Origin of the sequence: Pedobacter endophyticus (assembly GCF_015679185.1) — a bacterium.
Lineage (GTDB): Bacteria > Bacteroidota > Bacteroidia > Sphingobacteriales > Sphingobacteriaceae > Pedobacter > Pedobacter endophyticus.
The window spans coordinates 1882952-1906562 of record NZ_CP064939.1; the positions used below are offsets into that span (position 1 = coordinate 1882952).

The following is a 23611-nucleotide window of genomic DNA, read 5'->3' on the forward strand; positions in this document are numbered from 1 at the left end:
TCATTTGAGAAGCGTCAACTGAAAACTGGTTAGCAGAATCACACGCGGCACGCGTGCGCCAGCATGCGGATTAATTGGCTATTGATCATTGCATATTGTTAATTACTTTTAAACACAGCTATTAAGGATTAAACGTAAAGCCTAAATAATAAATAGCACCCGCTTCAGGGTTTCCGTAAGAAGTGATATAATATTTATTTAGAATATTTGAGCCACCCAATTTAATTGTTGAAAGTACCGACGGAATCCTCAAACTTACCTGGGCATCTAAAGTACTAAATGCGGGCACCTGGCCGGCAGCAAAGGTCGAATTCCAGAAGAAAGCATCCTGCCAGCGGTATGAAACGTTAAAACCAAAGTTTTTAACAACCTCCCTATTGCCTAGGCCCAAATTATAGCGAATTTCTGGTGTGTTAAAATCGTTGATATAATTGGTCGGAAGATCGCCGATTTTATTGTACGAAACGTTTCCACTAAAATTCCACTTATTTACTACATAATCTAACCCAAAAGCACCACCATAAGAAGAAACTTCGCTTTCGGCGTTTACAGGAACGTTGTATTTAACAAAGTTTCCGCTAACATTTTGATAAACATTAACAGCGGTAATAAAATTTTTGTACTGGTTATAATAACCGTAAGCATCAATCAACAACTTCGTTCCCAATAAGCCTTTGTAGCCAATTTCGTAAGCTTTTACGCTTTCGGGGCGCACGCCCCGTGCATCGAAAGTATGTTTTTGCAACAACGCCGGGTTCCCCGCCCCTGCTATAACGGAGGCTAAGTACGCTCTATAACTACTTTCGGTATAGGCTTTCGTAGCTTCGACATTCAGACCGTATTTGGTCAAAAATTCTGGCAAGCCGCCAATTAAACGCTGAACTCCACCACCAACTGAGAGGTCTATATATTGGTTCTGTGTGGTTGGGTTACGATAACCGGTTTGGAAAGACAAACGAATATTGTTGTTTTTTGCTACAGTGAAAACTCCGGTAATACGTGGGGTAAATCGCCCGTCGAAATTTGTGCTCTTATCGTAACGCCCTGCAACCGTTAATTTGAAAATCTCTCCAAACTTTTTACCTACCTGCGCAAAAGCACCGTACTCATTGATGTCAATCTTACGATTTAAATCGTCGAAAATGGTACCGCCGGATCTTAATTGATAGGTTCTTGATGATGCCCCAACTTGCAACTCTACCACATTATTAAAGGCATTGCTAAAATTATACATCCCTTCGTAATGATATAAATTGGTCTTATCATCGAATTTGGCGCCATAAATACCTTTACTCGGATCGGTTGAACTGATTGTTGTATTTTTGATTTGCTCTTTGGCGGTAGCAAAATTTGCCGATCCCGGCGCATACCTTCCCGCATCGGCAGCGGCTCTTGCTGCCGATTGAGCAGCTACATCTGAGGCACCCTGCGCTCTTGCGGCTGAATAAGCAACAGTATAAGTTGGAAACCATGCGCTAGCCGTTGGGCTCGATTTCTCGTTAATATAACTTCCCAAAATGGATGAAATATACGAGTCGCCCGAGCGCTCCTGAGTGGTATAGGCCCTTACAAAAAAGTCTTGACCTTTAATTTCTGCCTTATACTGCCCGATGTTGAAATTGCGGAGCGAATAACGATCGGAACCTGTGTAAACGGAAGTACCAGTTCCCCAGTTGGCCTGAACAAGCGCCTGTACCGTCGGCGTAATATTGTAATAAAGGGCGCCCGAGGTTTTCATCGATTCGGTTCTGTAATCTACCAGGTCCTCTTCATTATAGCCAGTTCGCGAAACCGTTTGGCTTGGCGTTGTGCCTTTGTTTAAGCTATACATCACACCCAAATAAGGCAAGGCCGGCCTTAATGCGGCGTAAGTCGGATTTGTGCTCACCAGATTCACGATTTGAGGATAAGTCAATCCGCTGCCGATAAAGCTGTTGAAAGCGCCATATCCCGCAGGCGACGACGCCTGGAAAGCCGCCTGAACCGACCTTGCAGCCCCCAAAAGGTTCGAGTTTACCTCATCGCCATACACGTTCACTCCGTCGTAACCCGGATCAGAATTTCGATCACCAGCTTTTACCATGTTCGAAACCCGATCAAAGTTCGAATAATTGTTCCCGAACCAATCTTTCGCTTGTAGAAACGAAAAAGCTGCCTTCACACCAAATTTGTTGTTCCACGATTTCGCCAGGCGAACATCCAGTTGATTAAACGGTTGAACGCTGCTATTATCGTCGTTTACGTGATTTACCCCCGTTTTATATTGAAAACTTGCACCTTGATACCTGAACGGATCTTTTGAGGTCATCAATAGCGTACCATTTATACCACCAGCACCATACAATGCAGAAGATGCACCAGGCAGCAGTTCAACATTATCTACATCGAGCTCTGAAATACCAACAATGTTACCGACCGAGAAATTGAGCCCCGGCGCCTGGTTGTCCATCCCATCAATAAACTGATTGAAACGTGTGTTACCATTTGAGTTGAAACCTCTTGTATTGATTGATTTGAAAGTCAAACTCTGCGTACTTCCTTCAACCCCTTTCATATTACTTATCGCATCGTAAAATGAGGGCGCAGCGATATCCTTTATAGTTGCAGCACTCATTCTTTCTATCGAAACAGGCGATTCTAATATACGCTCGGGCGTTCTGGAGGCAGAAACCACCACATCGCCACCCAAAACTACCGCCACTTCCATGTCGATATTTATTCCCGTTGTGGCACCTGTAATTTGTTGTTCTACCGTTCCGTAACCTACATATGAAGCTACCAATGTAAAAGGAACCTTTGCCACCGTTGTAAACGAAAAATTTCCATTGCCTGATGTCGCAGTGCCGCCCGATTGCCCCTTAATGGTAACGCTGACCCCCGCAAGGCCCTCACTCGATTGTCTGTCTTTAACGGTTCCGCTGACCGTAATACTTTGTGCCTGCGCCGCAAAATTAATTGCGCCTGCAATTGTTAACACAAAGAAGATTCGTGTAAAAATTCTGCTCATAAATGGTTGTAGATTTGGTTGTTGTTACAATAGTTACATAAACTTAAACGGTTTTTCTCAATTAAACAAATTATGTTTACATAATAATTATGCTGGAAGGGAGTTGGGAGTTTGTAGTTGGAAGTCCGTAGTCGAGAGTCCGAAGTCCACTGATTAAAAAAGTCGCAAAGCCCAAGTGAAAAGTTAAATTAGTATAATAGCCAAAGAGTAAAGCTGCAAGGAAGGTAGTCAGGAGTCTGAAGTCGGGATGCCGAAGGCTTAATTAGTGAAGTGGCGTAAAAAACCAAAGCGAAAAGCTAAATTAGTATAATAGCTAAAAATGTAAGGTTGAAAGGATCGTAGTCAACGTTTAAATGAATCAAACAATTTAGACGATTAACCGATGTAACATTACCGCAATTTTGATTGCTACCCAGTTTATTGTATTTTGCAGTGGATAAATCCGCATTTTGCATTACCTTAGTATTCGCGATCATCAAACTGACCATTATGAATAAAATTAGAGCTCTGTTCTGTGTTGTAATTCCTGTATTATTGGCTTGTTTGTTTAACACCAAACTCGGAAATACGCCTCCGTTGCTCAAGTTTTTAAACCCGTTTATGGGTTTCTGGCAAAATGCCGAGAACAATCACTTTATTTTTAATCACAAAGCGAAAATAAAAGGTGCGATAGATAAGATTGAAATCGTGTTTGATGACCGCATGATTCCGCACATTTTCGCTAGTAATGATCACGATTTGTATTTGGCTCAAGGCTATGTTACGGCCATGCACCGGTTATGGCAAATGGATTTTCAAACCCGTTTTGCCGCCGGGAGAATAAGTGAAGTGGTGGTATCTGATGCGGCCCGCGAAAGCGACCGCTACCAACGCAGAATGGGGATGGTTTTCGGTGCCGAAAATTCGCTAAAGGGGATGATGGCCGATCCGAAATCGAAAGAGATGCTGTTGGCTTATACAGAAGGAATAAATGCCTACATTAAAACCTTATCAAAAGCGAAATACCCAATTGAATATAAAATATTAGATTTCAAGCCTGAAGCATGGACGCCCCTAAAATGTGCGCTGCTCCTAAAACAGATGTCGGCAATTTTGGCCATGGGATCTGATGAATTCTATATGACCAATATCTTAAAAAAGTTTGGTCCTGAGGTAACAAAGAACCTGTTTCCCGATTATCCATTTAAAGAAGATCCGATTATTCCGGTTGGAACACAATGGGATTTTACGCCGTTATCGATCCCGAAAACGCCCGAAAGCTTTACCGAAGCCCTTACCGGCAACGTGAGAACAAAGGAAAAAATAGAGGGAATCGGAAGCAATAATTGGGCGCTTTCGGGATCAAAAACCGCTTCGGGATTTCCTATTCTGGCCAATGATCCACATCTGGAGCTTACACTTCCATCGATTTGGTATCAGATTCAGCTCCATGCGCCAGGCGTAAATGTATACGGCGTATCACTTCCAGGCGCTCCGGGCGTTGTAATCGGATTTAACCAAAAAATCGCCTGGGGCGTAACCAATGTTGCTGCCGATGTGCTTGACTTTTATCAAATCAAGTTTAAAGATTCGACGCATAATGCGTATTGGTACAACAACAAATGGAACAAAACTACAAAACGAATAGAAACCATTAAAATTCGCGGCGGTAAAGACGTCATCGACACGGTTTATTATACGCACCACGGGCCAGTGGTTTACCTGCAAAAGCCGAATTTCAGCAAGGCGAACAATGTGCCTGTAGGCGATGCGGTTCGGTGGATTGCACATGATAGCTCGAACGATCTCATGACTTTTTATTTCCTTAATCGGGGAAAAAACTATAACGATTACAGAAAAGCCTTAACCTATTTCACCGCCCCTGCCCAAAACTTTATTTTTGCCAGCGTTGATAACGATATTGCCATTACGCCGAACGGCAAATTCCCTTTAAAATGGAAAGATCAGGGCAAATTTATTTTAGATGGCACTGACCCGGCTTATGACTGGCAAGGCTGGATTCCGGCGGCACAAAACCCAACGGTAAAAAATCCACCCCGCGGATTTGTAAGTTCCGCAAATCAATCTTCAACAGATCCGACTTATCCCTATTATATCAACTGGGAATTTACATCGTACGAACGCGGAAAAAGGATTAACGATCGGCTGGCGGCCATGTCAAAAGCTACAAAAGACAGCATCCGCCTGATGCAGAGCGACAATTACAGCATTTTGGCGCAAAACTTAATCCCTTTATTATGCCCTTTAATAAAAACAGAACAATTAAATGCCACACAAAAAGAAGCGTTTAATTATGTTGTTAAATGGAACAAACGTTATGATGCCGACCAAATCGGAGCCAGTATTTTCGAGATCTGGTCGAAACGCCTGCTAACCAACATTTGGGCAGATGAATTTGAGGTTAAGGGCATTCCGATGCGATTTCCCTCACGAGACCGCACGATTCAAATGATTGCGCACGAGCCCAATGCCGTTTGGTACGATAACGTGAAAACGCCTCAAAAAGAAACCTTGAGCGATAACGTAAATGATGCTTTTAAATTTGCTTGCGACAGTTTAGAGCGGCGGTTTGGACCGATAAACAAAGATTGGAACTGGGCCAACGTAAAACAAAGCCATGTTCCGCATTTGGCTAAAATACCTGGATTTGGATCGGAAATTTTAGAGATTGGCGGCTCGAAAAGCGCTATTAACGCCCTTGGCGACACACATGGCCCATCGTGGAGGATGGTTATCGAACTGGGTAAAACCCCTAAAGGACATGGCGTTTACCCCGGCGGGCAATCTGGCAACCCCGGAAGCAAGTTTTACGATAACATGCTCGATACCTGGGCCAAAGGTGAGCTTTACGACTTGTTTTACATGCAAACGCCTGACGATAAATCGGGCAAAATAATTTCCCGTTTAAAAATCTCAAAATAATCAGAATGGTTTTCCTCGTTATATTAATTATCTGTTTTTTACTCCAAATGATTGCACCCTGGTGGGTCATCATTGTGATCTCGTTTGCCACTTGCGGCATTATCGGCAAAACAGGAAAAATCGCCTTCTGGCAATCGTTTTTAGCTATTTTTTTGCTTTGGATTGGCTACGCATTGTTTAAGAGCTTGCCAAATGATAACCTTTTAGCAGGCAGGGTTGCACTGATGACGGGGGTGAAAATATGGTGGCTGCTGTTATTGCTTACGGGATTTTTGAGCGGCTTAGTGGCCGGCATTAGCGGCTACTGCGGGTTCCAATTCAGAATGGCCATGCTTGCCAAAAAAACTGACGGTAAAATAGCATAATGCTTTGTACTTTTGCAGCGTGATGCAGAGCTCAAAAGACATTTTCAATATACATTCCAACGAATCATTTGCGGCGCATGCTTTAGCAATTTTTAAATTTCAGGCGCAAAATTGCGCTGTTTATAAAGAATATATACAGCATTTAAAAATCGATATCGATCAGATTTCGGCTGTTGAGCAGATTCCATTTTTACCAATTAGCTTTTTTAAAACGCATAGCATCCTGAGCAAGCATGCTCCGATTGAAGTAACCTTTAGCAGCTCGGGCACCACAGGTATGGTTACAAGTAGTCATCATGTTATCGATGCTAAACTTTACGAACAAAGCTACCTTCAGGCGTTTTCTGCATTTTATGGGGCTGTTACCAATTATTGTTTCCTGGCTTTGTTGCCTTCGTACCAACAAAGGGCGGGTTCTTCGTTAATTTACATGGTGAACGATTTGATCGAAAAAAGCCAGCATCCTCAAAGTGGTTACTTCCTTTACAATCATGATGATTTATTCGAAACGCTAAGCGAGTTGAAGGCTAAAAAACAAAAAACGGTTTTAATCGGCGTTACCTACGCTTTGCTCGACTTTATTGAGCAATACGATATCAACTTCCCGGAACTGATTGTAATGGAAACCGGCGGAATGAAGGGCAAGCGCAAAGAAATGGTTCGCGAAGAATTGCATGGACTGCTTACAGCTGGTTTTGGTGTTCCTGCTATTCACAGCGAATACGGCATGACGGAATTATTGTCTCAGGCCTATTCGTTAGGCGAGGGCGTTTTCTACTGTCCAAAATGGATGAAAGTGTTGATTAGAGATACCAATGATCCGCTTTCGTTAATCGCTGGGGGCAAAACCGGAGGAATCAATGTAATCGATCTGGCCAACATCAATTCGTGTTCGTTTATTGCCACGCAAGATTTAGGTCGGATTAATCAAGACGGTAGCTTCGAGGTTTTGGGACGTTTTGATAATGCTGATATTAGGGGCTGTAATTTGTTGGTGCAATAGAATGCCCACCACCCTTTGAAGGCTGACGCTTTTCCACTCACAAAATCCGTCATTGCGAGGCTGGACAAGAGGAAGCCGAAGCAATCTTTTAAATAATTTAAAAATGTTCTAATGAATGGCTACTAATTACAATAGTGGAAAAAACCAATTTAGCAAATGAGATTGCTTCACTCCAACCACAACCCCTTGCCTCGTTCGCAATGACGAAGCGGTGCAAATAGTAACAAATGATTTAAAAAGTTCGCTTCCTCTAATTGCTTTGTTCAGCACAAGCAGCGCAAGTTCCTGTGGCAATAAGGTTAAGATGACCGATTTTAAATCCGGATGGAACCTTTGGAACCGGGATTTTAACGCTTTCCAGGCAGTATATTTTATGGCAACGATTGCAATCGAAGTGAACATGTTCGTCTTGATGATGCTGAGCGTTGCAGCCGTCGGCACAAAGCGCATAGTTAGCCGTTCCATGGCTATCCAGAACCTTGTGAATAATCCCTTTTTCCTCAAATGCTTGCAAAACCCGGTACAGCGTTACCCGATCGGCATCTTTACCCATTACTTGTTCGAGGTAGGGTTGTGAGGTAGCAGAATTCTTGTTGCTCAATATTTCGAGCACCTGCAATCTGGCGCTGGTACGTTTCAACCCGCTCTTTACTAAAAGGTCGTCAAAATGAGTTGCTTTATCCATGGCCAAACAAAAATAAACATTTATGCCCTGTAAACCGAAATCATTTATCGCATTTAAGTAATCTTCATTGGCTGAGTGTGTTCGGTTCAATTATTCATCAGATGAGTATCAGCAAGGCAAATACTCATCTGATGAACAATTAGCTATTCTACAATTAACAAAAAGTAGTTCTTCTTCCCTTTTTGCAGCACGATGAACTTGTCATTAATTAACTGTTCAATGTTGAATAGCTGGCCAACTTCTTTTATCTTTTCTTTGTTTACCGAAACTCCGCCGCCTTGAATTAATTTCTTGGCCTCGCCTTTTGATGGCGCAACAGTCGATTTTTCGGCCAACAATGTTGCTGCATCAATTCCGGCCTCAAGCTCGCCCCTCGAGATGGTAAACTGCGGAATGCCTTCGAACATTTCGAGTACCTGACTAGCCGAAAGGCTTTTTAGAAACTCCAGTGATCCGTTTCCGAACAAAAATTCAGACGTTTTTATGGCGGTTTCAAGTGCTTCTGCCGAATGTGTTTTAATGGTGATATCTTCGGCCAGCGCTTTTTGCAAAATCCGAAGGTGTGGTGCGGCATCGTGCTCTGCTTCCAGCGCTTCTATTTGATCTTTTGTTTTCAGCGTAAAAATCCTGATCCATTTTTTAACATCGTCATCTGATGCGTTTAGCCAAAACTGGTAGAATTTATATGGCGATGTTTTTTCGGGATCTAACCAAACAGCACCGCTTTCGGTTTTCCCAAATTTGGTACCATCGGCCTTTTTAATCAGTTGCGTAGTTATTGCATAGGCTGTACCGGCATCTTTTCTTCTGATCAGTTCTGTACCGGTAACAATATTGCCCCACTGATCTGATCCGCCCATTTGCACCAGGCAATTGTTGTTTTTCCACAAATAATAAAAGTCATAACCCTGCACCAATTGATAGCAAAATTCGGTAAATGACATTCCTGTATCACCTTCCAAACGCTTCTTAACACTATCTTTGGCCATCATATAATTTACGGTAATGTGTTTACCAACATCGCGTATAAAGTCTAAAAAATTCATGTTTTTAAACCAATCTGCATTGTTAACCATTACTGCACCGTTTCCGGCATCCTCAAAAGTCAAAAATTTAGCTAGCTGGCGTTTCATGCCTGCAAGATTATGCTGAACCATTTCTTCTGTTTGTAGATTGCGCTCATCAGATTTCCCGGAGGGATCGCCAACCATTCCTGTAGCACCACCAACTAGCGCAAAAGGCTTGTGCCCAGCATTCTGGAAGTGAATCAGCGTCATTATTTGAGTTAAATGCCCAACATGTAACGAATCTGCAGTAGGATCAAATCCGATATAGCCAGCGGTCATACCCTCGTTTAATTTTTCCTCTGTATTTGGCATAATATCGTGGAGCATGCCGCGCCACCGTAACTCTTCAACAAAATTCGTCATTGTATAAACACTTTATAATGTGCGTGCAAAGATAAAATTTTACGTTAAATAGTTTTTAATTTTATATGCTAGTTGTAATTGGAATTGCTTCCCCCATTCCTCAAGTTCGCAATCTTGGTTTTTTTAGATATGGATTTCAAATCCAGCGTTAGATCGGACCAGATTGGAAATCCCGACCACTAATGATTAAAGAAAATCTTACCTTGCAACTATGAATTTCCTATCTCATTATTACTTTGATAAATCGACTGACGATGCCAACGTGGTAATGGGTACCGTATTGCCCGACCTGATAAAAAACGCAATTAAAACGGCCAACCTTTATCCACAGAAAGACCCAGAATTGTTTTTTGAAAGCCATGACGAAACTGCGCTGTTGCTCGGATGGAAAAGGCATTTGGCTGTCGATCTGTTCTTCCACTCTTCCAATTTCTTTTTAGAAAAAACTACCGAATTAAAGCATTTAATTAAGCCAGTTGTGGAGGGTACGTCTATTCGTCCGTCTTTTTTGGCGCACATTGGTGTTGAGCTATTGCTCGATCACCTGTTAATTGAACACAACAAAGTGCAGGTAAATCACTTTTACGACAGGTTAGCTGCTGTTAAAAAAGATGTGCTATCATCATTTCTTGCGCACTCGGGTTTAGAAGATGAGCGAACTTTTTTCAACTTTTTGGAGCAGTTCATCAGCAGTAAGTATCTATTGAGCTACCAAAAGTTAGAGAACATCAGCTACGCCCTGAACCGAATTTGTATGCGCCTTTGGCCTCAAACACTGAACGACTTTCAACTGCAGGAACTCACTTTTCAATTGGGCATTTTCAAGCTAAGCTTAGTAAATGATTTCATGACGATTTTTGAAGAGATAGAAACAAAGCTAAATGATAGTTAATTTTATCACTTACTCGCTAATCAGGATTTCTAATCCTGACTCCTGTAGCTCTAGATTTCAAATCCAGCATTAAGTCAGACGAGTTTCCAAATCTCCGGCAGAGAATTCGGTTGCTATAATGGCCTCAAACACTGAACTACTTTCGACTGCAGAAGCTCCCTTTTCAACTCGAAATTTTTAAGCAAAACTGAGCTACCGGTCATGACGAGTTTTTAAGAGATAGGGGAAAATCATTTTGTTTTTTACACTAAAGTTTGACATATGTCAATATTTTATGTAACTTAGTTGATATACAAAAAATCAAAAATGAAAAAACGACTCTTAATTCTAGCGATGGCAACGGCCGTTGCCCTGTCTTCGTGCAAAAAAAAAGGTCCTGATGATCCACCTGAGCCTGAGGAAATAAAGTTAGAATACTCAAACCTCAGTGTAGAAGTCCACAAGAAAAACCTAGAAAAAAACGGAACTGACTTTTTAGCGTTGATTAACACGCTTCCAGATGAAAAATTTATCGACGTACTAAAGTATTTTATTGAACTTGACAAAAATGTGCCAACTTACACCGCTCCGTTTGGTTCTTTATTTACCATTTATGAGGCAGCACAAGGCGAAAATATTGCCAGTGTTTTTGAGGCAGCCAAAACGCCAAACGCAAGAAACCTAAGCGAGTTCTTCGCTGTTTACACGTGGGATCCGACTGAGAAAAAATGGATTAAGACAGCTTCTGCTAACAAATTGGAAATCAAATTCCCAGCTGATAAGAACAGTAAAACAAATAATGCGGTATTATCATTTGCCTACACAGCATCAGGCATTGTTTCTACTTTTGATGGCCAAAAATATACTTTACCGACAAGTTATGTTGCCTCTTTAACTGTCGACAATAAAGAAGAAATGAAACTAACCTCAAACCATACTTATAAAGCGGACGGAAACCCAACAAAAGCTGATATTAATGTAATGATGGGATCATTTAACATGGCGGTATTGGTTACAAGTGATGTAAAAAAAGTTAATTCTTCATTGACACTAACCAAGGGAAAGACAAGCTTATTAAACCTAAAAAACGAGGCGAATGGAAATGCGGACATCAACAATGCAATTAATGCAACCAAAATAAATGGCATTTTGGATAACGCCAACACCAGTTTCGAAATTATGAATGTGCGCTTAGCCGGAGTAGTTGACAGTAAATCTGTAACTACTGAATACGATGCTCTTGGCAACTTAAGTGACGAAGCAAAAAACAAGAAAAAAGCAGAAATTTTAAACAAATATGCTGAAGTTTATGCCGCTTACAAAACCGAAAATAAGATAATTGCCAAAGTTTCGTTTGAATCGATAGCAGAGACCTACACGTCTTCTTATTGGAATGGAACAGACTTCGTACCTGAAACATATATCGATTACTCAATCGAGCCGAGATTAGTTTTTAACGATAAGTCTAAAGTAAGTTTAAAAGCTTTCACAGAAACAGGTTTCAGTAAATTGATTACTGATTTTGAAAACTATGGAAAACGCTTTGAATAGTTAAAACGCATTAAATAATATTAAAAGGCCTTGATTAGAAATTAATCAAGGCCTTTTAATTTTTAGGGTATTTTCAATTTTAATGAAGTGGTTTTTTATAACATAAAGTTAATAAATAGGCATTAAATTGTTTTCTGAACAGAATAAACAGGCAGATTTAACCCGCTTCAAACCATTTTACCTATTGCAAATCAATTGGCAGTGATGGTGTAAATGGAGCTTCCATATCCGCACCAAATACCTGCCCCATTTCCGTTTATATTAGATTTCAACGCTGCTGTACTTCCCATTAATGGGTTCGAAGCGTTTATAATTTCGTTTTGGAAACCTTGCCAAAAATCAAAACCGCTCTTTGGTATGGTCGAAAACTTTAATTGAACCTGGTCTCCCACTAAAAAATAAGGCTCATATATCTTGGTTAGGTTGTTAAAACTGCCTCGGTTTAGTTTTAGTTCAATCTTTTGACCGTTGAAATATTGATCATCTTGATTAGAAAGTAATGTTCTAATGAACTCTTTTTGACTTTGTAGCCTGGTATAAATTTTATAATAGTTTTTTTCCTGAACGGGATCAGTAAAACTGATACAAAGTTGCCTTTCATTGTCTTTTCGTGGCTCAAACCAAATACTATCAAGCCTTGGTCGTTCAGGAATCTGTGTTTCGGCAGTTAAAGTATTGCCAGCATACTCAATTTTTAACTGGTAACCCTTTCCAGCCTTTCCTTTTAAACTCGAACCTTTATAAAAAAAATACGGAAACCTTCCTCTATCGTAGCTCCCAGTGAGTACTTCCTCTTCAGTCCCGTCTGTAACCGTAACCTTGGCGTATTTGATGATGATCTCCTCCACCTGAGCCGAATCTATTTTCGCGTAATAAGGGAGGTTATGCGTTATCGTAACTAACGCGTATCCATCTTGCTCAATGCTTCCTTCAACAATAAACTTAGGTTGGTACTTTTCTTGATTTGCATCTTTTTTACAAGCAACAAATAACAAACCGAGCATCAAGTATAAGAGGTATTTATTCATTTTCGGAAAGATATTTTATAAGATATGGCCGGCAAAATGGGAAGTAATGCAATTGACTTTTTCTGCACAGAGACACTGGTTTTAAAATCGCCATTGAACTGAAAATAATCGAATATTGGATTTTTTCTACTATAAACATTGTAGATAGCCAGTGATAATTCACTTGAAAAACGGCGAGTTTTTTTAATTTGAAAATGCCCGGCAAGATCAAGGCGATGATAAACAGGCATTCTGGAGGCATTAAACTCACCGTACTCATTAATAATACTACCCGAAATAATATATCTGCTGATGGGTACAGTGTAAGCATTTCCTGTTGCATAAGTAAAATAAGCACTTAGCTTCCATCTTTTATTTAATTGATAATTTGCTGAAACGTTTCCATCATGGGTCCGATCATATTTAAAGGGAAAAGGCCGACCGCCGTTTATCTCCGAAAATATGCGTCTATTTTTTGATATTGTGTAGCCCACTGCCGCGTCAAATTTGCCAATAGACTTCTTCGCAAAAAACTCTGCACCATAGATTTTTCCCGAGCCTGAAAAAACATGGTCCTCAATAGTAAGATTGTCCAACAGATTAGTAACACCTCCATTAAACTCAATAATATTGTTCATTTTTTTGTAATAAACATCTACATAAGCCTCAAAACCATTATCCCAATTTTTAAACATCCCTAAGCTGAGTTGAATACCTTTCTCGGGTGGCATTTCTTGCGTACTCGGAATCCAAAAATCAACTGGAAAATTAGATGCGGCTACCGGAATTAAATGTAACGTTTGCGTATTTTTTGAAAACGAAAATTTTAGCGTTGTACTTTTCGCAATCTGGTAAGCTAAATTGAGATTCGGCTCTAAAAACAGCTTATCATATTCGCTATCTTTTTGCTCAGCCCTATCTACGTTGCTAAGCTTACTTTGCTGATAGTAAGTGGCTCTCAACCCAACATTCAGCGATAAATTGGCGCCTAAATTAATGGCATCATTAATAAAGATCGCACTTTCGTTAGCTTTATAAATATTAGCTCCGCCCAAATCCAGATTGACGTTTCCTACGGTTACATCGGCAGTATTTGGAACAAATCTGTGCCTAACGTAACTGAAGCCGGTTTTTATAAAGTGCTTTTTTAGAGAAAGCTTAAGACTAGATTTTAAATCGTAGTCTGCAATAGCTGAATTGATTTTGCCGGCGGTCCCCTCCTGCGCAAGCCCAAAGTTAAACGTATAGCCAGCATAGGATAATGTTGTATTGACGGTTGCGTTTTTAACGATTTGATGCTGCCAATCGATCGATGCAGCACGATTTTTCCAATCAATTGTATTTCCAACGCCAAATCGCTCTAGTTCAAAGCCAAACTTATCTCCTCCAGCATAGGCTGTGGCAAAAATCTTGTCTTTGGTAGAAAGCACTAAACTACTCGAAAAATTAAGATCGTAAAAATCATATTCAAGATGATTTATAGATGAACGATCTTTAGACAATTTGTTTACAATGGGCCAGATAGATTGGTTCATAAACGTTTTTCGAATCGATGTACGTACAGTCCAGTTTGAGGTTATGGGCAGAGCGATATTTGCATCGGCAGAAAGTATGCTTAACGATGCCTCGCCTTGCAGCGAATCGACAAGGCTGGCATCACTCGATACATCGATAACCGAAGAAAGCCTGCCGGTATATTGTGAGGGAATACCAGACTTAAATACTTTGGCATCCCTTACGGCTGTACTGTTAAAAACGGAGAAAAAACCAAGCAAATGCGATGGATTGTAGATGGTAGAATGATTAAACAAAACCAGATTTTGACCGGGCGAACCTCCCCTGATGTAAAGGCCAGAGTTTCCCTCGCCTCCATTCGTTACGCCCGGCAAAGTCCTAATTTCATTTAACAAATCAGGATTAGCCAAAAAGCCGGGTTTTTTGGCTAAGTCTTCGTTCGTTATCAACTCAAAATTATTTAAGCGACCATCCGTTTTGGTTATCCTCTTTTTAATTTCAACCTGCTCAAGTAACGTTTCTTTTGGCGACAGGTAAATGTCCTTATTGATATTATTGTTAATGAATATTGAAAGCGTAAATGAATTATACGATATATGCTTGAAATTAATCTCGTTTTCCCCTTTCGCGATTAATAATCTGAATTTTCCATCGTCATTTGTATACAATTTTTTGCCATGGAAAGACACTAATACCTTAGAAATGGGCAAATTGCTCGTTTTATCGACTACTTTCCCTTGAAAAACAACAAGTTGAGCATTCGTTTTTATTGAAAAAGAAATAAAGAAGAAAATGATGAAAGAAGAAAATTTGAGCATTAATTGAACTTTGAGAGCATGCTGGTGTATGATACAAATATGGCTTTTTTTTTTGAATTGAACCGGAATGAATGGAATTAATTTGCCCGCGGCGAAAGCACCCCGAAAACCCTAGCATTTCATGGCTTAGGGCGGTTCAATATCAATTTATGAAAAGCTGATAGACTTTTTATTCACATGTAAAATCCCGCTAAGCTTTTTTATATTTGCCGTATGGCATTGTTTGCAATAAAGGAAGAAATGGATGCGCTGGTTGCAGAATTAAACCAGCATAATTACAATTATTACGTTTTGGCAATGCCAACCATTGGCGACTATGAGTTCGACAAAAAGTTGAAACGCCTCGCCGATCTTGAAAAAGCACACCCCGAACTTGCCGACCCCAACTCCCCTACCCAACGCGTTGGGGGCGATATTACCAAAAACTTTGTCACGGTAAATCACAAATACCCCATGCTTTCGTTGGGCAACACTTATAACGAGCAGGATTTACGCGATTTTGATGAGCGCATCCGGAAGGCAATCGGCGACAACTTTGAATACGTTTGCGAGCTGAAGTTTGATGGCTTGTCGATTAGCTTAACCTACGAAAACGGAAAGCTATTACGTGCGGTAACGCGTGGCGATGGCACAAAAGGTGATGATGTAACCAATAACGTTAAAACCATTCACACCATTCCCCACCAAATAAAAACCGATCAGGCACCTGATCATTTTGAGATTCGTGGCGAGATTTTTATGCACAAGGCGGCCTTTTTGAAATTGAATGCAGCGAGAGAGGAACTGGGCGAAATTCCGTATGCCAACCCGCGCAACTTTGCTTCGGGAACAATTAAGATGCAAGACAGCAAGGAAGTAGCCAAACGCCCGTTAGATGGCTTTATCTATTTTCTTTATACCGATAAAAATGAGTTCAAAAATCACTGGGAAAGCTTGCAAGCGGTAAAAAACTGGGGCTTTCACGTTTGCGAACACAATAGACTGGTTAAAAACATTGACGATGTGCTAGCGTTTATCCACTATTGGGAAGAAGAACGCTTCAAATTAAGTTACGATATTGATGGCATTGTAATCAAGGTAAACAGCTATGCGCAACAACAAGAGCTCGGTTTTACAGCAAAATCGCCGCGTTGGGCAATTTCTTATAAGTATAAAGCTGCCGAGGTTGAAACTGTTTTAGAAAAGGTAACTTATCAGGTTGGCCGTACCGGAGCGGTTACGCCTGTTGCTAACTTAAAGCCGGTTTTACTGGCCGGAACAACCGTTAAGCGGGCAACCTTGCACAATGCAAACGAAATTGAGCGACTGGATTTACACGAGGGTGATACCGTTTTTGTAGAGAAGGGCGGCGAAATTATTCCAAAAATCATCAAGGTCAATCTCGGCAAAAGAACTGCTAACACCAGCAAAGTGCTTTACCCGCACAATTGCCCGGAATGCGGAACCGAGTTGATCAGAAAAGAGAGCGAGGCAGTACATTACTGCCCTAATGATGAAGGCTGCCCGCCCCAAATTGTCGGTAAGATTCAACACTTCATATCCCGCAAGGCGATGAATATTGATGGCCTGGGCGACGAAACGATCGAAACGTTTTACCGCAATAACCTGGTGAACCACATCAGCGATCTGTATACCTTGCATCAAAAGGCCGGTCAGCTCAAACAATTAGATCGGTTTGGTGAGCGATCGATCGAAAACATGCTCGCGGGTATTGAGAAATCGAAAGAAATGCCCTTTGAAAAGGTGTTGTTCGGTTTGGGCATCCGTTATGTGGGCGAAACAGTAGCAAAAAAATTAGCGGCTGGCGTAAAGAACATCGACAACCTATCAAAGTCGAGCATCGATGAATTAACAGCAATCGACGAGATTGGCCAGCGCATTGCCGAAAGTATAATTGAATATTTCTCAAAAGATGAGCACTTAAAGCAGATAGATTTATTAAAATCGGCAGGTTTACGCTTTGAAATTGAAGAAAAGGTAATTGAGCTGGCTAGTGATAAACTTATTGGAAAAACATTCGTAATTTCGGGCGTTTTTGAAAGCTATGGTCGCGATGAACTGAAAGATCTGATTGAAGCAAACGGCGGAAAAATTCTTAGCGGAATTTCTGGCAAACTGAACTACCTCGTTGCTGGCGATAACATGGGTCCATCAAAGCTCGAAAAAGCTACAAAACTCAATGTTCCGATCATCAGCGATGCGGAGCTTATAGAAATGATAAAATAAAAAATGAGAAAATGATTGCAGCAGTGATGACTGAATGGCTGAATGACTGAATGATTGAATGATTGAATGATTGAATGATTAAATGATCAAATCGGACATGCTCTCATTCAAAACTCAATAATTCAGGAATTCAATCATTAAAAACTCAATAATTAAATATAAATAATGAACAAATTTCAGGGTACTGGTGTGGCATTGGTTACACCTTTTAACACAGATGGATCTGTTGATTATAACGGTTTAAAAAACCTGATTAATCACTTGATCGACGGAGGGGTAGACTACCTCGTTTCTTTAGGCACAACCGGCGAAACGGCCACAATGACTAAGGACGAGAAGAAGAAAGTGTGGGCCTATACTGCTGAAATTAACGATAACAGGTTGCCCCTGGTTGCTGGAATTGGCGGCAATAATACATTGGCAGTTGCCGAAGATATTAAGAATTTCGATACGACGGGCTACAGTGCAATTTTATCGGTAAGCCCATATTATAACAAACCCACCCAAGAGGGAATTTACCAGCACTATAAATATTTGTCAGAAATTTCGCCGCTGGATTTGATTTTGTACAACGTGCCAGGCCGTACCATGAGCAACATGAGCCCCGAAACTACCTGTAGGCTGGCATACGATTTCAAGAATATCATCGGCACAAAGGAAGCCTCAGGAAGTTTCGATCAATTCAACCAAATCATGAGAGACAAGCCCGAAGATTTTCTTTTGATTTCGGGCGATGATCCGGTTACTTTGCCGATGATGGCGCTAGGAGCCGCGGGAATAATTTCTGTTATCGGTAACGCCTTACCCAAGCAGTTTTCTGATATGGTTAGAAAATGCCTCGCAGGCGATTTTAAGGGCGCTACACCCGCTCATTTAAGCCTGGTCGAATTTACCCGACTGGCTTTTGCTGAAGGAAATCCCGCCGGGATAAAATCAGCACTCAAACATTTGGGTGTTTGCGGCGACACGGTCAGATTGCCACTAGTCAAAGCTTCTTCAACTTTAGCTGAAGCCATTGTAAAGGAGATAGAAAAAATTACCGTAGTAGCATAAATAGAATACCAGCAGAAGAAGTCAAGTTTAAAACTTGACTTCTTTGTTTACAATTAACATTAAACCCAATAATATTTCGAGCAAACGTTACAACTGAAGTCAAATTATCCCTTATTTATTAATCATAATCAAAAATCATGAGTACTATTAAAGTTAAAGACGGAACCGAAATTTATTACAAAGACTGGGGAACAGGGCAACCTATTGTTTTTCACCACGGCTGGCCATTATCTGCCGATGATTGGGACGCACAAATGATGTTCTTTTTAGCGCAAGGCTACCGGGTAATTGCACACGATCGTCGCGGGCATGGTCGCTCCGGACAAAGCGCCAACGGAAATGACATGGATACTTATGTAGCCGATATAGCCGAATTGACGGCAGCGCTAGACCTAAAAGATGCTATTCATATTGGACACTCAACCGGAGGTGGCGAAGTGATCAGGTATGTTGCCAAACATGGAAAAGGCAGGGTTGCAAAAACGGTTTTGATTAGCGCAGTAACGCCAATCATGATTAAGAATGAGCACAATCCGGATGGTGTACCAATGAACGTTTTCGACGAGATACGACAAGGAACTGGTTTTAACAGGGCGCAGTTTTTTTACGATTTTCCGATTGCATTTTATGGTTGGAATCGAGAAGGCGCCACTGTACAAGAGGGAATTAAGCACAATTGGTGGAGACAGGGCATGATGGGCTCGGTAAAAGCACATTATGAGGGCATAAAAGCATTCTCTGAATCGGACTTTACTGAAGATTTGAAAAGTGTAGAAATTCCCGTTTTGGTGCTACATGGCGAAGATGACCAAATTGTACCTTTTAACCAGGCACCGAAGGCGGCGGAGCTTTTACCTAATGGCAAGCTAATCGCTTATCCTGGTTTCCCACACTGAATGCCGACTACAGAGGCAGAAACGATTAATCAGGATATTTTGAATTTTATCCATTCTTAAATATTGCACTACTTCTCTCAAAAAAAAGGCTGAAAAAGCTCAGCCTTTTTTCCTTTGTTCTCGAACAGAAAGCGTATCGTAGCTAATGCCTTTTTTGTTCTGAGTAAGATCTGTTTATCTCTTTTCCTGTTTACACCGAGAATTAAGAATAAAGTCGCTTAGCAAACCAATTATCACCGCAGTTCTTTCTTCCTCACCGTAACCTAAATGAACACTGATCCACTCATCCAAGTATTTATTGACGATAAGATCGCTAAAAAAGCCCTCAATGTAATCAAACAACTCATCGTCGCAACTTAAAATCTCTTCCCAAATGGTACTTCTGTTATTAAGAATATAGATAATATCCTCAAAATCTGTACTCCAGCGACCATCATCATTTCCGCGGTTCTTAAATGCCTCAATTTTTGACGCAAGGAAATGTACTGGATCAAATATTTTGATATTATAGCCATCTCCAATGTTTGTTTTGATTGCCATTTCAAAGCCCTTTGCATACCATCGATTCGCAAACCCCAAAATTTTATCAGAAGTCGGCATCACATCTACTATAATTCCATTTACTTTGTATCTACAGATTACACCTGATTCTATATCATTTGAAAATCCCTTATTGAATAATTTTCTTTCAACTTCGCCGTAATCTCTGTAGTTCAAGAGCTCTATCAAAATATCAATATCATCAGTAGGTCTAATTTCTTCGGTCAATCGGTCGGCATATAACGACACAGTTGCACCACCAATAAAGATAATATCCTGTGCAAGCTCTTCCAGCGCATCAAAAACAACTTTAATGCGGATCAAATTGTGATTGTCGTTACTCATAGGATATGCTCCTTTAGCACATCAATCGCGATCTTAACTTCTCTTGCATTACCTACGCGAAGAATATCTACACTTGCTAACAACAAATAGAAGTTTTCGTCCATTGATGCTCCTTTTACTATTCCTGCGTGTAAAGGTTCAATAGATTCGCCTCGTATATTTCCGTCGAAGGACGGCCATACATACGGATGATCGCTAGAAATACGAGTTTTGTAAAAGGGATGCGAATGAGCTGTAGGCATGCCTGTAGCAATTGCGCCTGGGCGCTGTGGAAAAACGTATCGCAGGCCAAACTGTACAAACTCCATCAAAGCGTTCCTCGCAATACGCTTTCCGATAATAAGTCTGGCTAATTTACTTCGATTAAGTGATTCGGAAATTTCGGAAATACTGATGGAGAGCGAGGAAGAAAGATCGCGATATTGCCACGGCTTATCGGCTATAGAAACAATTTTTAGCAAAATTACGATGTCTTGCGGCCGCATGCCATTGTGAGTTCTCATAAAGCAAAGATACACATTTAGTTCGCTGTTCGCAAATTGCAAACAACGAACATGAATGATAGTTGAATTGCGGATAAAGAATACCTAATTGCTGGTGCGGCCGGAGAGATTCCTAACTTTAAAAATGTAAACAAGCATATTTTTGACAAAAAAAAATGCTTCTGTAAAGAAGCATTTTTAACATATTCTTGATAGCTTAACCTTTATTTTTCGCATCCTGCACCTCTAAGCGAATCGCCTGAGCCAGGTTTTTCAGGTCTTGCATGCCTTTGCGCACACGCGTTCCAGCAGCGCTGTTTCCTTTGTTATAAAACTTGTCTGCGTCAGCTTCTAAAGCTGATACTAAATTTTTTACTTCTTCGAACTTTTTCATTTTTTGTACTCCTATAATTTAAAGGTTTGATTTTTAATTACCTAACTCTAATTTAAAACGTTTGTTGTAATAAAAAAAACTTTTATACCGATAAAAAACTGTGTTTAAGCGCTTTTTTTCCACATTATAGAAAACGACAAAACGACTAGCAGACCAAAAACCGAATAACAACCTATAAAACAGTTAGTTGAAAAATAATCGACAATAAAAAAGCCCTTTAAACATGTTTAAAGGGCTTGTAGAAATATCGAATTAATTATGCAGTAGCAAATTGATTTTCTTTATAATAACCGTTCTTTAGCTTTTCGGCCACTTCGCTGAATGCGTCTAACGTACGTTGAACATCCTCTAACGTGTGAACTGCTGTCGGAATCAGACGTAATTCGATCATTCCCTTCGGAATTACCGGATAAACTACAATTGAACAGAAAATGCTATAGTTTTCGCGTAGATCGAAAGTAATCGCCGTTGCATCGGTTAATTCCCCTTTTAAGAAAACCGGAGTAACTACCGAATCTGTAACACCAAGATCAAATCCACGCTCGCGTAAACCTTTTTGAAGGGTCATTGCTATTTCCCAAAGCTTTTCCTTTAACTCTGGTTTGTTCTTTAACAGCTCTAAACGTTTCAACAAACCAATTACCATTGGCATCGGCAGCGCCTTTGCGAAGGTTTGCGAACGCATATTGTATCGCAAGAAATTGGTAATCTCTTCTGTTGAAGCCACAAAGGCGCCAATGCCAGCCATAGATTTTGCGAACGTTCCGAAATAAACATCAATGCCTTCAATACAATCCTGAGCCTCGTGTGTACCAGCTCCCGTTTTACCCATTGTACCGAAGCCGTGTGCATCATCGACCAAAATACGGAACTCAAAATCTTTTTTAAGCTCTACAATTTCTTTTAGTTTTCCTTGTGCACCACTCATCCCAAATACACCTTCGGTAATCAATAATATACCGCCTCCAGATTCATTTGTCAATTTGGTTGCACGCTCCAATTGCTTACGGGCACTTTCTATATCGTTGTGCTTATAAACAAAACGCTTGCCCATGTGTAAGCGCAAACCATCGATAATACAAGCGTGAGATTCTGCATCGTAAACAATTACATCGTTTCTATCTACTAAGGTATCGATGATGGATACCATGCCTTGATAACCATAATTTAACAAAAATGCATCAGGCTTACCCACAAAAGCAGCAAGTTCTTGCTCTAGTTGCTCGTGATATTTCGAGTTACCGCTCATCATACGTGCACCCATCGGGTACGCCATACCAAATTGTGCGGCAGCTTCTTCATCAGCTTTTCTAACTTCTGGGTGATTGGCTAAACCTAAGTAGTTGTTTAAACTCCAAACCAAATGCTCTTTTCCTTTAAATTGCATGTGTGGCGCAATTTCTCCCTCTAATTTTGGAAATGAGAAATACCCATGAGACCATTTTTGGTGTTGACCAAGTGGGCCCATGTGTTTTGCTATCTTATCAAATATATCCAATGTATTAAGTATTTTGTATTATAAATTTTGCGAATTTACGCTTTATTCGGCTTAAAATCAACCAGATTAATCAATGCGTGTTAAATAACGTTTTCTACGCCATTTTTGTGCCAAAAAGCCGATGATTAACCTTACCATTTTTAAAACACATCTTGTGTTGTCATTTTGGGTCCTGATTTTTAGCATAAAGATTTGTATGAACGACGTCGATGTTCACTTATTAAAAACTTGCTGTCATTCTGAACACAGTGAAGAGTCCCTAAGCGATGGAATGCCAAAGGCCAGTGAACCACTGCCTAAAAAGGGATTGGCTTACCCACGAGCAGTGCAAAACAGGTTAGAGAGGCTTCGTTCGTACTATTGACGTTTTTTAAAAACAATCCAAAAATCGTCATTTCGAGCGCCCGCCTGACCGGACGGGCAGGCAGCCGAGAAATCTTTTAAGCTAACTTTGCGCAAAGATTTCTCCTCCAAAGGAGCTCCTACGGAGCACTTTGGTCGAAATGACGGCTCTTTTCTAACCGTCAACTGTTGTTTATCAGAAAATCAGAAGTTTTTACATGTATTACATGCTCTGCTGCATAACTAAGTGCTGCAAAAATATCCTCTTGAGTCAGTTCATCAAAATCTGCTAAAATCTCAGGAATTGTCATTCCAGAAGCAAGCCAATTGAGAATATCATTTACACTAATTCTCATGCCCCTAATTGTTGGCTTTCCCCCGCGCTTTCCGGCTTCAATAGTAATTATTTCCTTATAATCTTTCATGAGAATCAACTTTTAATAAATGTACAAAATTGAAATGAATTTATGACAAAAAGCATGGCTGGCACTGGTACAATTGAATGGACAGCTTTTGGACAAAATGCCTCCTGCTAAGCTAACCACTATACTTTAATGCACAAAACACTAAAAATATGCTTAGAGGTATCGCCAGCCTGAGCTTCGATACTTTTCAGAAGCGACGTTTACCTTAGGTTACCATATGCGTTGCGGCCGGCCAT

Annotated in this window: 18 protein-coding genes; 8 read left to right on the plus strand and 10 right to left on the minus strand. The window is 40.6% G+C overall.

What is annotated here, in order from left to right; genetic code table 11:
* Nucleotides 1-121: 121 nt before the first annotated feature.
* Entirely contained in the window at nucleotides 122-3007 is a 2886-nt protein-coding gene (locus tag IZT61_RS07515; RefSeq protein ID WP_196100551.1) for a TonB-dependent receptor, read from the minus strand.
* 489 nt (nucleotides 3008-3496) lie between these two features.
* Here IZT61_RS07515 and IZT61_RS07520 point away from each other — a divergent pair, with 489 nt between their 5' ends.
* Genes IZT61_RS07520 through IZT61_RS07530 form a run of 3 tightly spaced genes read left to right on the plus strand, consistent with a single transcriptional unit; the run spans nucleotide 3497 to nucleotide 7297 of the window.
* Nucleotides 3497-5929 carry a penicillin acylase family protein gene (locus IZT61_RS07520; protein ID WP_196100552.1) on the plus strand — a complete coding sequence of 811 codons (2433 nt, stop codon included), beginning with the start codon at nucleotides 3497-3499 and terminating at the stop codon, nucleotides 5927-5929.
* A gap of 5 nt (nucleotides 5930-5934) precedes the next feature.
* Nucleotides 5935-6294, plus strand: coding sequence for a hypothetical protein (locus IZT61_RS07525; RefSeq protein ID WP_196100553.1), 360 nt, complete (start codon nucleotides 5935-5937; stop codon nucleotides 6292-6294).
* A 22-nt stretch (nucleotides 6295-6316) separates the two neighbouring features.
* On the plus strand, nucleotides 6317-7297 hold the full coding sequence (locus IZT61_RS07530) for a LuxE/PaaK family acyltransferase (RefSeq protein WP_196100554.1): 981 nt from the start codon (nucleotides 6317-6319) through the stop codon (nucleotides 7295-7297).
* A 250-nt stretch (nucleotides 7298-7547) separates the two neighbouring features.
* Here the strand turns inward: IZT61_RS07530 and IZT61_RS07535 are convergent, their stop codons facing one another.
* Both IZT61_RS07535 and tyrS read right to left on the minus strand, forming a co-directional pair.
* Nucleotides 7548-8072 (minus strand): Fur family transcriptional regulator, encoded by a 525-nt coding sequence (locus IZT61_RS07535; protein WP_230383896.1) that lies wholly within the window; start codon nucleotides 8070-8072, stop codon nucleotides 7548-7550.
* Between the two features lie 53 nt (nucleotides 8073-8125).
* Complete coding sequence (gene tyrS, locus IZT61_RS07540; RefSeq protein ID WP_196100555.1) at nucleotides 8126-9412, minus strand: tyrosine--tRNA ligase; 1287 nt, start codon at nucleotides 9410-9412, stop codon at nucleotides 8126-8128.
* Nucleotides 9413-9623: 211 nt separating this feature from the next.
* Here tyrS and IZT61_RS07545 point away from each other — a divergent pair, with 211 nt between their 5' ends.
* Nucleotides 9624-10304, plus strand: a complete 681-nt coding sequence (locus tag IZT61_RS07545) for an ACP phosphodiesterase (protein ID WP_196100556.1) — start codon at nucleotides 9624-9626, stop codon at nucleotides 10302-10304.
* Between the two features lie 306 nt (nucleotides 10305-10610).
* Entirely contained in the window at nucleotides 10611-11834 is a 1224-nt protein-coding gene (locus IZT61_RS07550; protein WP_196100557.1) for an LptM family lipoprotein, read from the plus strand.
* A gap of 191 nt (nucleotides 11835-12025) precedes the next feature.
* On the opposite strand, the gene IZT61_RS07555 is transcribed toward IZT61_RS07550, so the two are convergent.
* On the minus strand, nucleotides 12026-12862 hold the full coding sequence (locus IZT61_RS07555; protein WP_196100558.1) for a DUF4249 family protein: 837 nt from the start codon (nucleotides 12860-12862) through the stop codon (nucleotides 12026-12028).
* On the minus strand, nucleotides 12859-15174 hold the full coding sequence (locus tag IZT61_RS07560) for a TonB-dependent receptor (RefSeq protein ID WP_196100559.1): 2316 nt from the start codon (nucleotides 15172-15174) through the stop codon (nucleotides 12859-12861). The genes IZT61_RS07555 and IZT61_RS07560 overlap by 4 nt, the downstream gene beginning before the upstream one ends.
* Before the next feature lie 213 nt (nucleotides 15175-15387).
* On the opposite strand from IZT61_RS07560, the gene ligA reads away from it, so the two are divergent.
* The 3 genes from ligA to IZT61_RS07575 all read left to right on the plus strand — a co-directional run bounded on the left by ligA (nucleotide 15388) and on the right by IZT61_RS07575 (nucleotide 19349).
* Complete coding sequence (ligA, locus tag IZT61_RS07565; RefSeq protein WP_196100560.1) at nucleotides 15388-17400, plus strand: NAD-dependent DNA ligase LigA; 2013 nt, start codon at nucleotides 15388-15390, stop codon at nucleotides 17398-17400.
* Between the two features lie 165 nt (nucleotides 17401-17565).
* The gene (gene dapA, locus IZT61_RS07570) at nucleotides 17566-18453 is read left to right on the plus strand and encodes a 4-hydroxy-tetrahydrodipicolinate synthase (protein WP_196100561.1); all 888 of its coding nucleotides are present in this window, start codon (nucleotides 17566-17568) and stop codon (nucleotides 18451-18453) included.
* A 137-nt stretch (nucleotides 18454-18590) separates the two neighbouring features.
* Nucleotides 18591-19349: an alpha/beta fold hydrolase gene (locus IZT61_RS07575; RefSeq protein WP_196100562.1), complete on the plus strand. Its 759-nt coding sequence runs from the start codon at nucleotides 18591-18593 to the stop codon at nucleotides 19347-19349.
* Between the two features lie 174 nt (nucleotides 19350-19523).
* On the opposite strand, the gene IZT61_RS07580 is transcribed toward IZT61_RS07575, so the two are convergent.
* The 5 genes from IZT61_RS07580 to IZT61_RS07600 all read right to left on the minus strand — a co-directional run bounded on the left by IZT61_RS07580 (nucleotide 19524) and on the right by IZT61_RS07600 (nucleotide 23375).
* Nucleotides 19524-20234: a hypothetical protein gene (locus tag IZT61_RS07580; protein ID WP_196100563.1), complete on the minus strand. Its 711-nt coding sequence runs from the start codon at nucleotides 20232-20234 to the stop codon at nucleotides 19524-19526.
* Nucleotides 20231-20737, minus strand: coding sequence for a hypothetical protein (locus IZT61_RS07585; protein ID WP_230383897.1), 507 nt, complete (start codon nucleotides 20735-20737; stop codon nucleotides 20231-20233). The genes IZT61_RS07580 and IZT61_RS07585 overlap by 4 nt, the downstream gene beginning before the upstream one ends.
* A 196-nt stretch (nucleotides 20738-20933) precedes the next feature.
* Nucleotides 20934-21110 carry a histone H1 gene (locus IZT61_RS07590; RefSeq protein ID WP_196100564.1) on the minus strand — a complete coding sequence of 59 codons (177 nt, stop codon included), beginning with the start codon at nucleotides 21108-21110 and terminating at the stop codon, nucleotides 20934-20936.
* 256 nt (nucleotides 21111-21366) lie between these two features.
* Nucleotides 21367-22608, minus strand: coding sequence for an aminotransferase class I/II-fold pyridoxal phosphate-dependent enzyme (locus IZT61_RS07595; RefSeq protein WP_196100565.1), 1242 nt, complete (start codon nucleotides 22606-22608; stop codon nucleotides 21367-21369).
* Between the two features lie 524 nt (nucleotides 22609-23132).
* Nucleotides 23133-23375 (minus strand): DUF433 domain-containing protein, encoded by a 243-nt coding sequence (locus tag IZT61_RS07600; protein ID WP_196100566.1) that lies wholly within the window; start codon nucleotides 23373-23375, stop codon nucleotides 23133-23135.
* Nucleotides 23376-23611 lie beyond the last annotated feature (236 nt).

Coding starts and splice junctions, on each gene's coding strand:
- IZT61_RS07515 (WP_196100551.1), bottom strand. CDS start 3,007: ATGAGCAGAATTTTTACACGAATCTTCTTTGTGTTAACAATTGCAGGC.
- IZT61_RS07520 (WP_196100552.1), top strand. CDS start 3,497: ATGAATAAAATTAGAGCTCTGTTCTGTGTTGTAATTCCTGTATTATTG.
- IZT61_RS07525 (WP_196100553.1), top strand. CDS start 5,935: ATGGTTTTCCTCGTTATATTAATTATCTGTTTTTTACTCCAAATGATT.
- IZT61_RS07530 (WP_196100554.1), top strand. CDS start 6,317: ATGCAGAGCTCAAAAGACATTTTCAATATACATTCCAACGAATCATTT.
- tyrS (WP_196100555.1), bottom strand. CDS start 9,412: ATGACGAATTTTGTTGAAGAGTTACGGTGGCGCGGCATGCTCCACGAT.
- IZT61_RS07545 (WP_196100556.1), top strand. CDS start 9,624: ATGAATTTCCTATCTCATTATTACTTTGATAAATCGACTGACGATGCC.
- IZT61_RS07550 (WP_196100557.1), top strand. CDS start 10,611: ATGAAAAAACGACTCTTAATTCTAGCGATGGCAACGGCCGTTGCCCTG.
- IZT61_RS07555 (WP_196100558.1), bottom strand. CDS start 12,862: ATGAATAAATACCTCTTATACTTGATGCTCGGTTTGTTATTTGTTGCT.
- IZT61_RS07560 (WP_196100559.1), bottom strand. CDS start 15,174: ATGCTCAAATTTTCTTCTTTCATCATTTTCTTCTTTATTTCTTTTTCA.
- ligA (WP_196100560.1), top strand. CDS start 15,388: ATGGCATTGTTTGCAATAAAGGAAGAAATGGATGCGCTGGTTGCAGAA.
- dapA (WP_196100561.1), top strand. CDS start 17,566: ATGAACAAATTTCAGGGTACTGGTGTGGCATTGGTTACACCTTTTAAC.
- IZT61_RS07575 (WP_196100562.1), top strand. CDS start 18,591: ATGAGTACTATTAAAGTTAAAGACGGAACCGAAATTTATTACAAAGAC.
- IZT61_RS07580 (WP_196100563.1), bottom strand. CDS start 20,234: ATGAGTAACGACAATCACAATTTGATCCGCATTAAAGTTGTTTTTGAT.
- IZT61_RS07585 (WP_230383897.1), bottom strand. CDS start 20,737: ATGAGAACTCACAATGGCATGCGGCCGCAAGACATCGTAATTTTGCTA.
- IZT61_RS07590 (WP_196100564.1), bottom strand. CDS start 21,110: ATGAAAAAGTTCGAAGAAGTAAAAAATTTAGTATCAGCTTTAGAAGCT.
- IZT61_RS07600 (WP_196100566.1), bottom strand. CDS start 23,375: ATGAAAGATTATAAGGAAATAATTACTATTGAAGCCGGAAAGCGCGGG.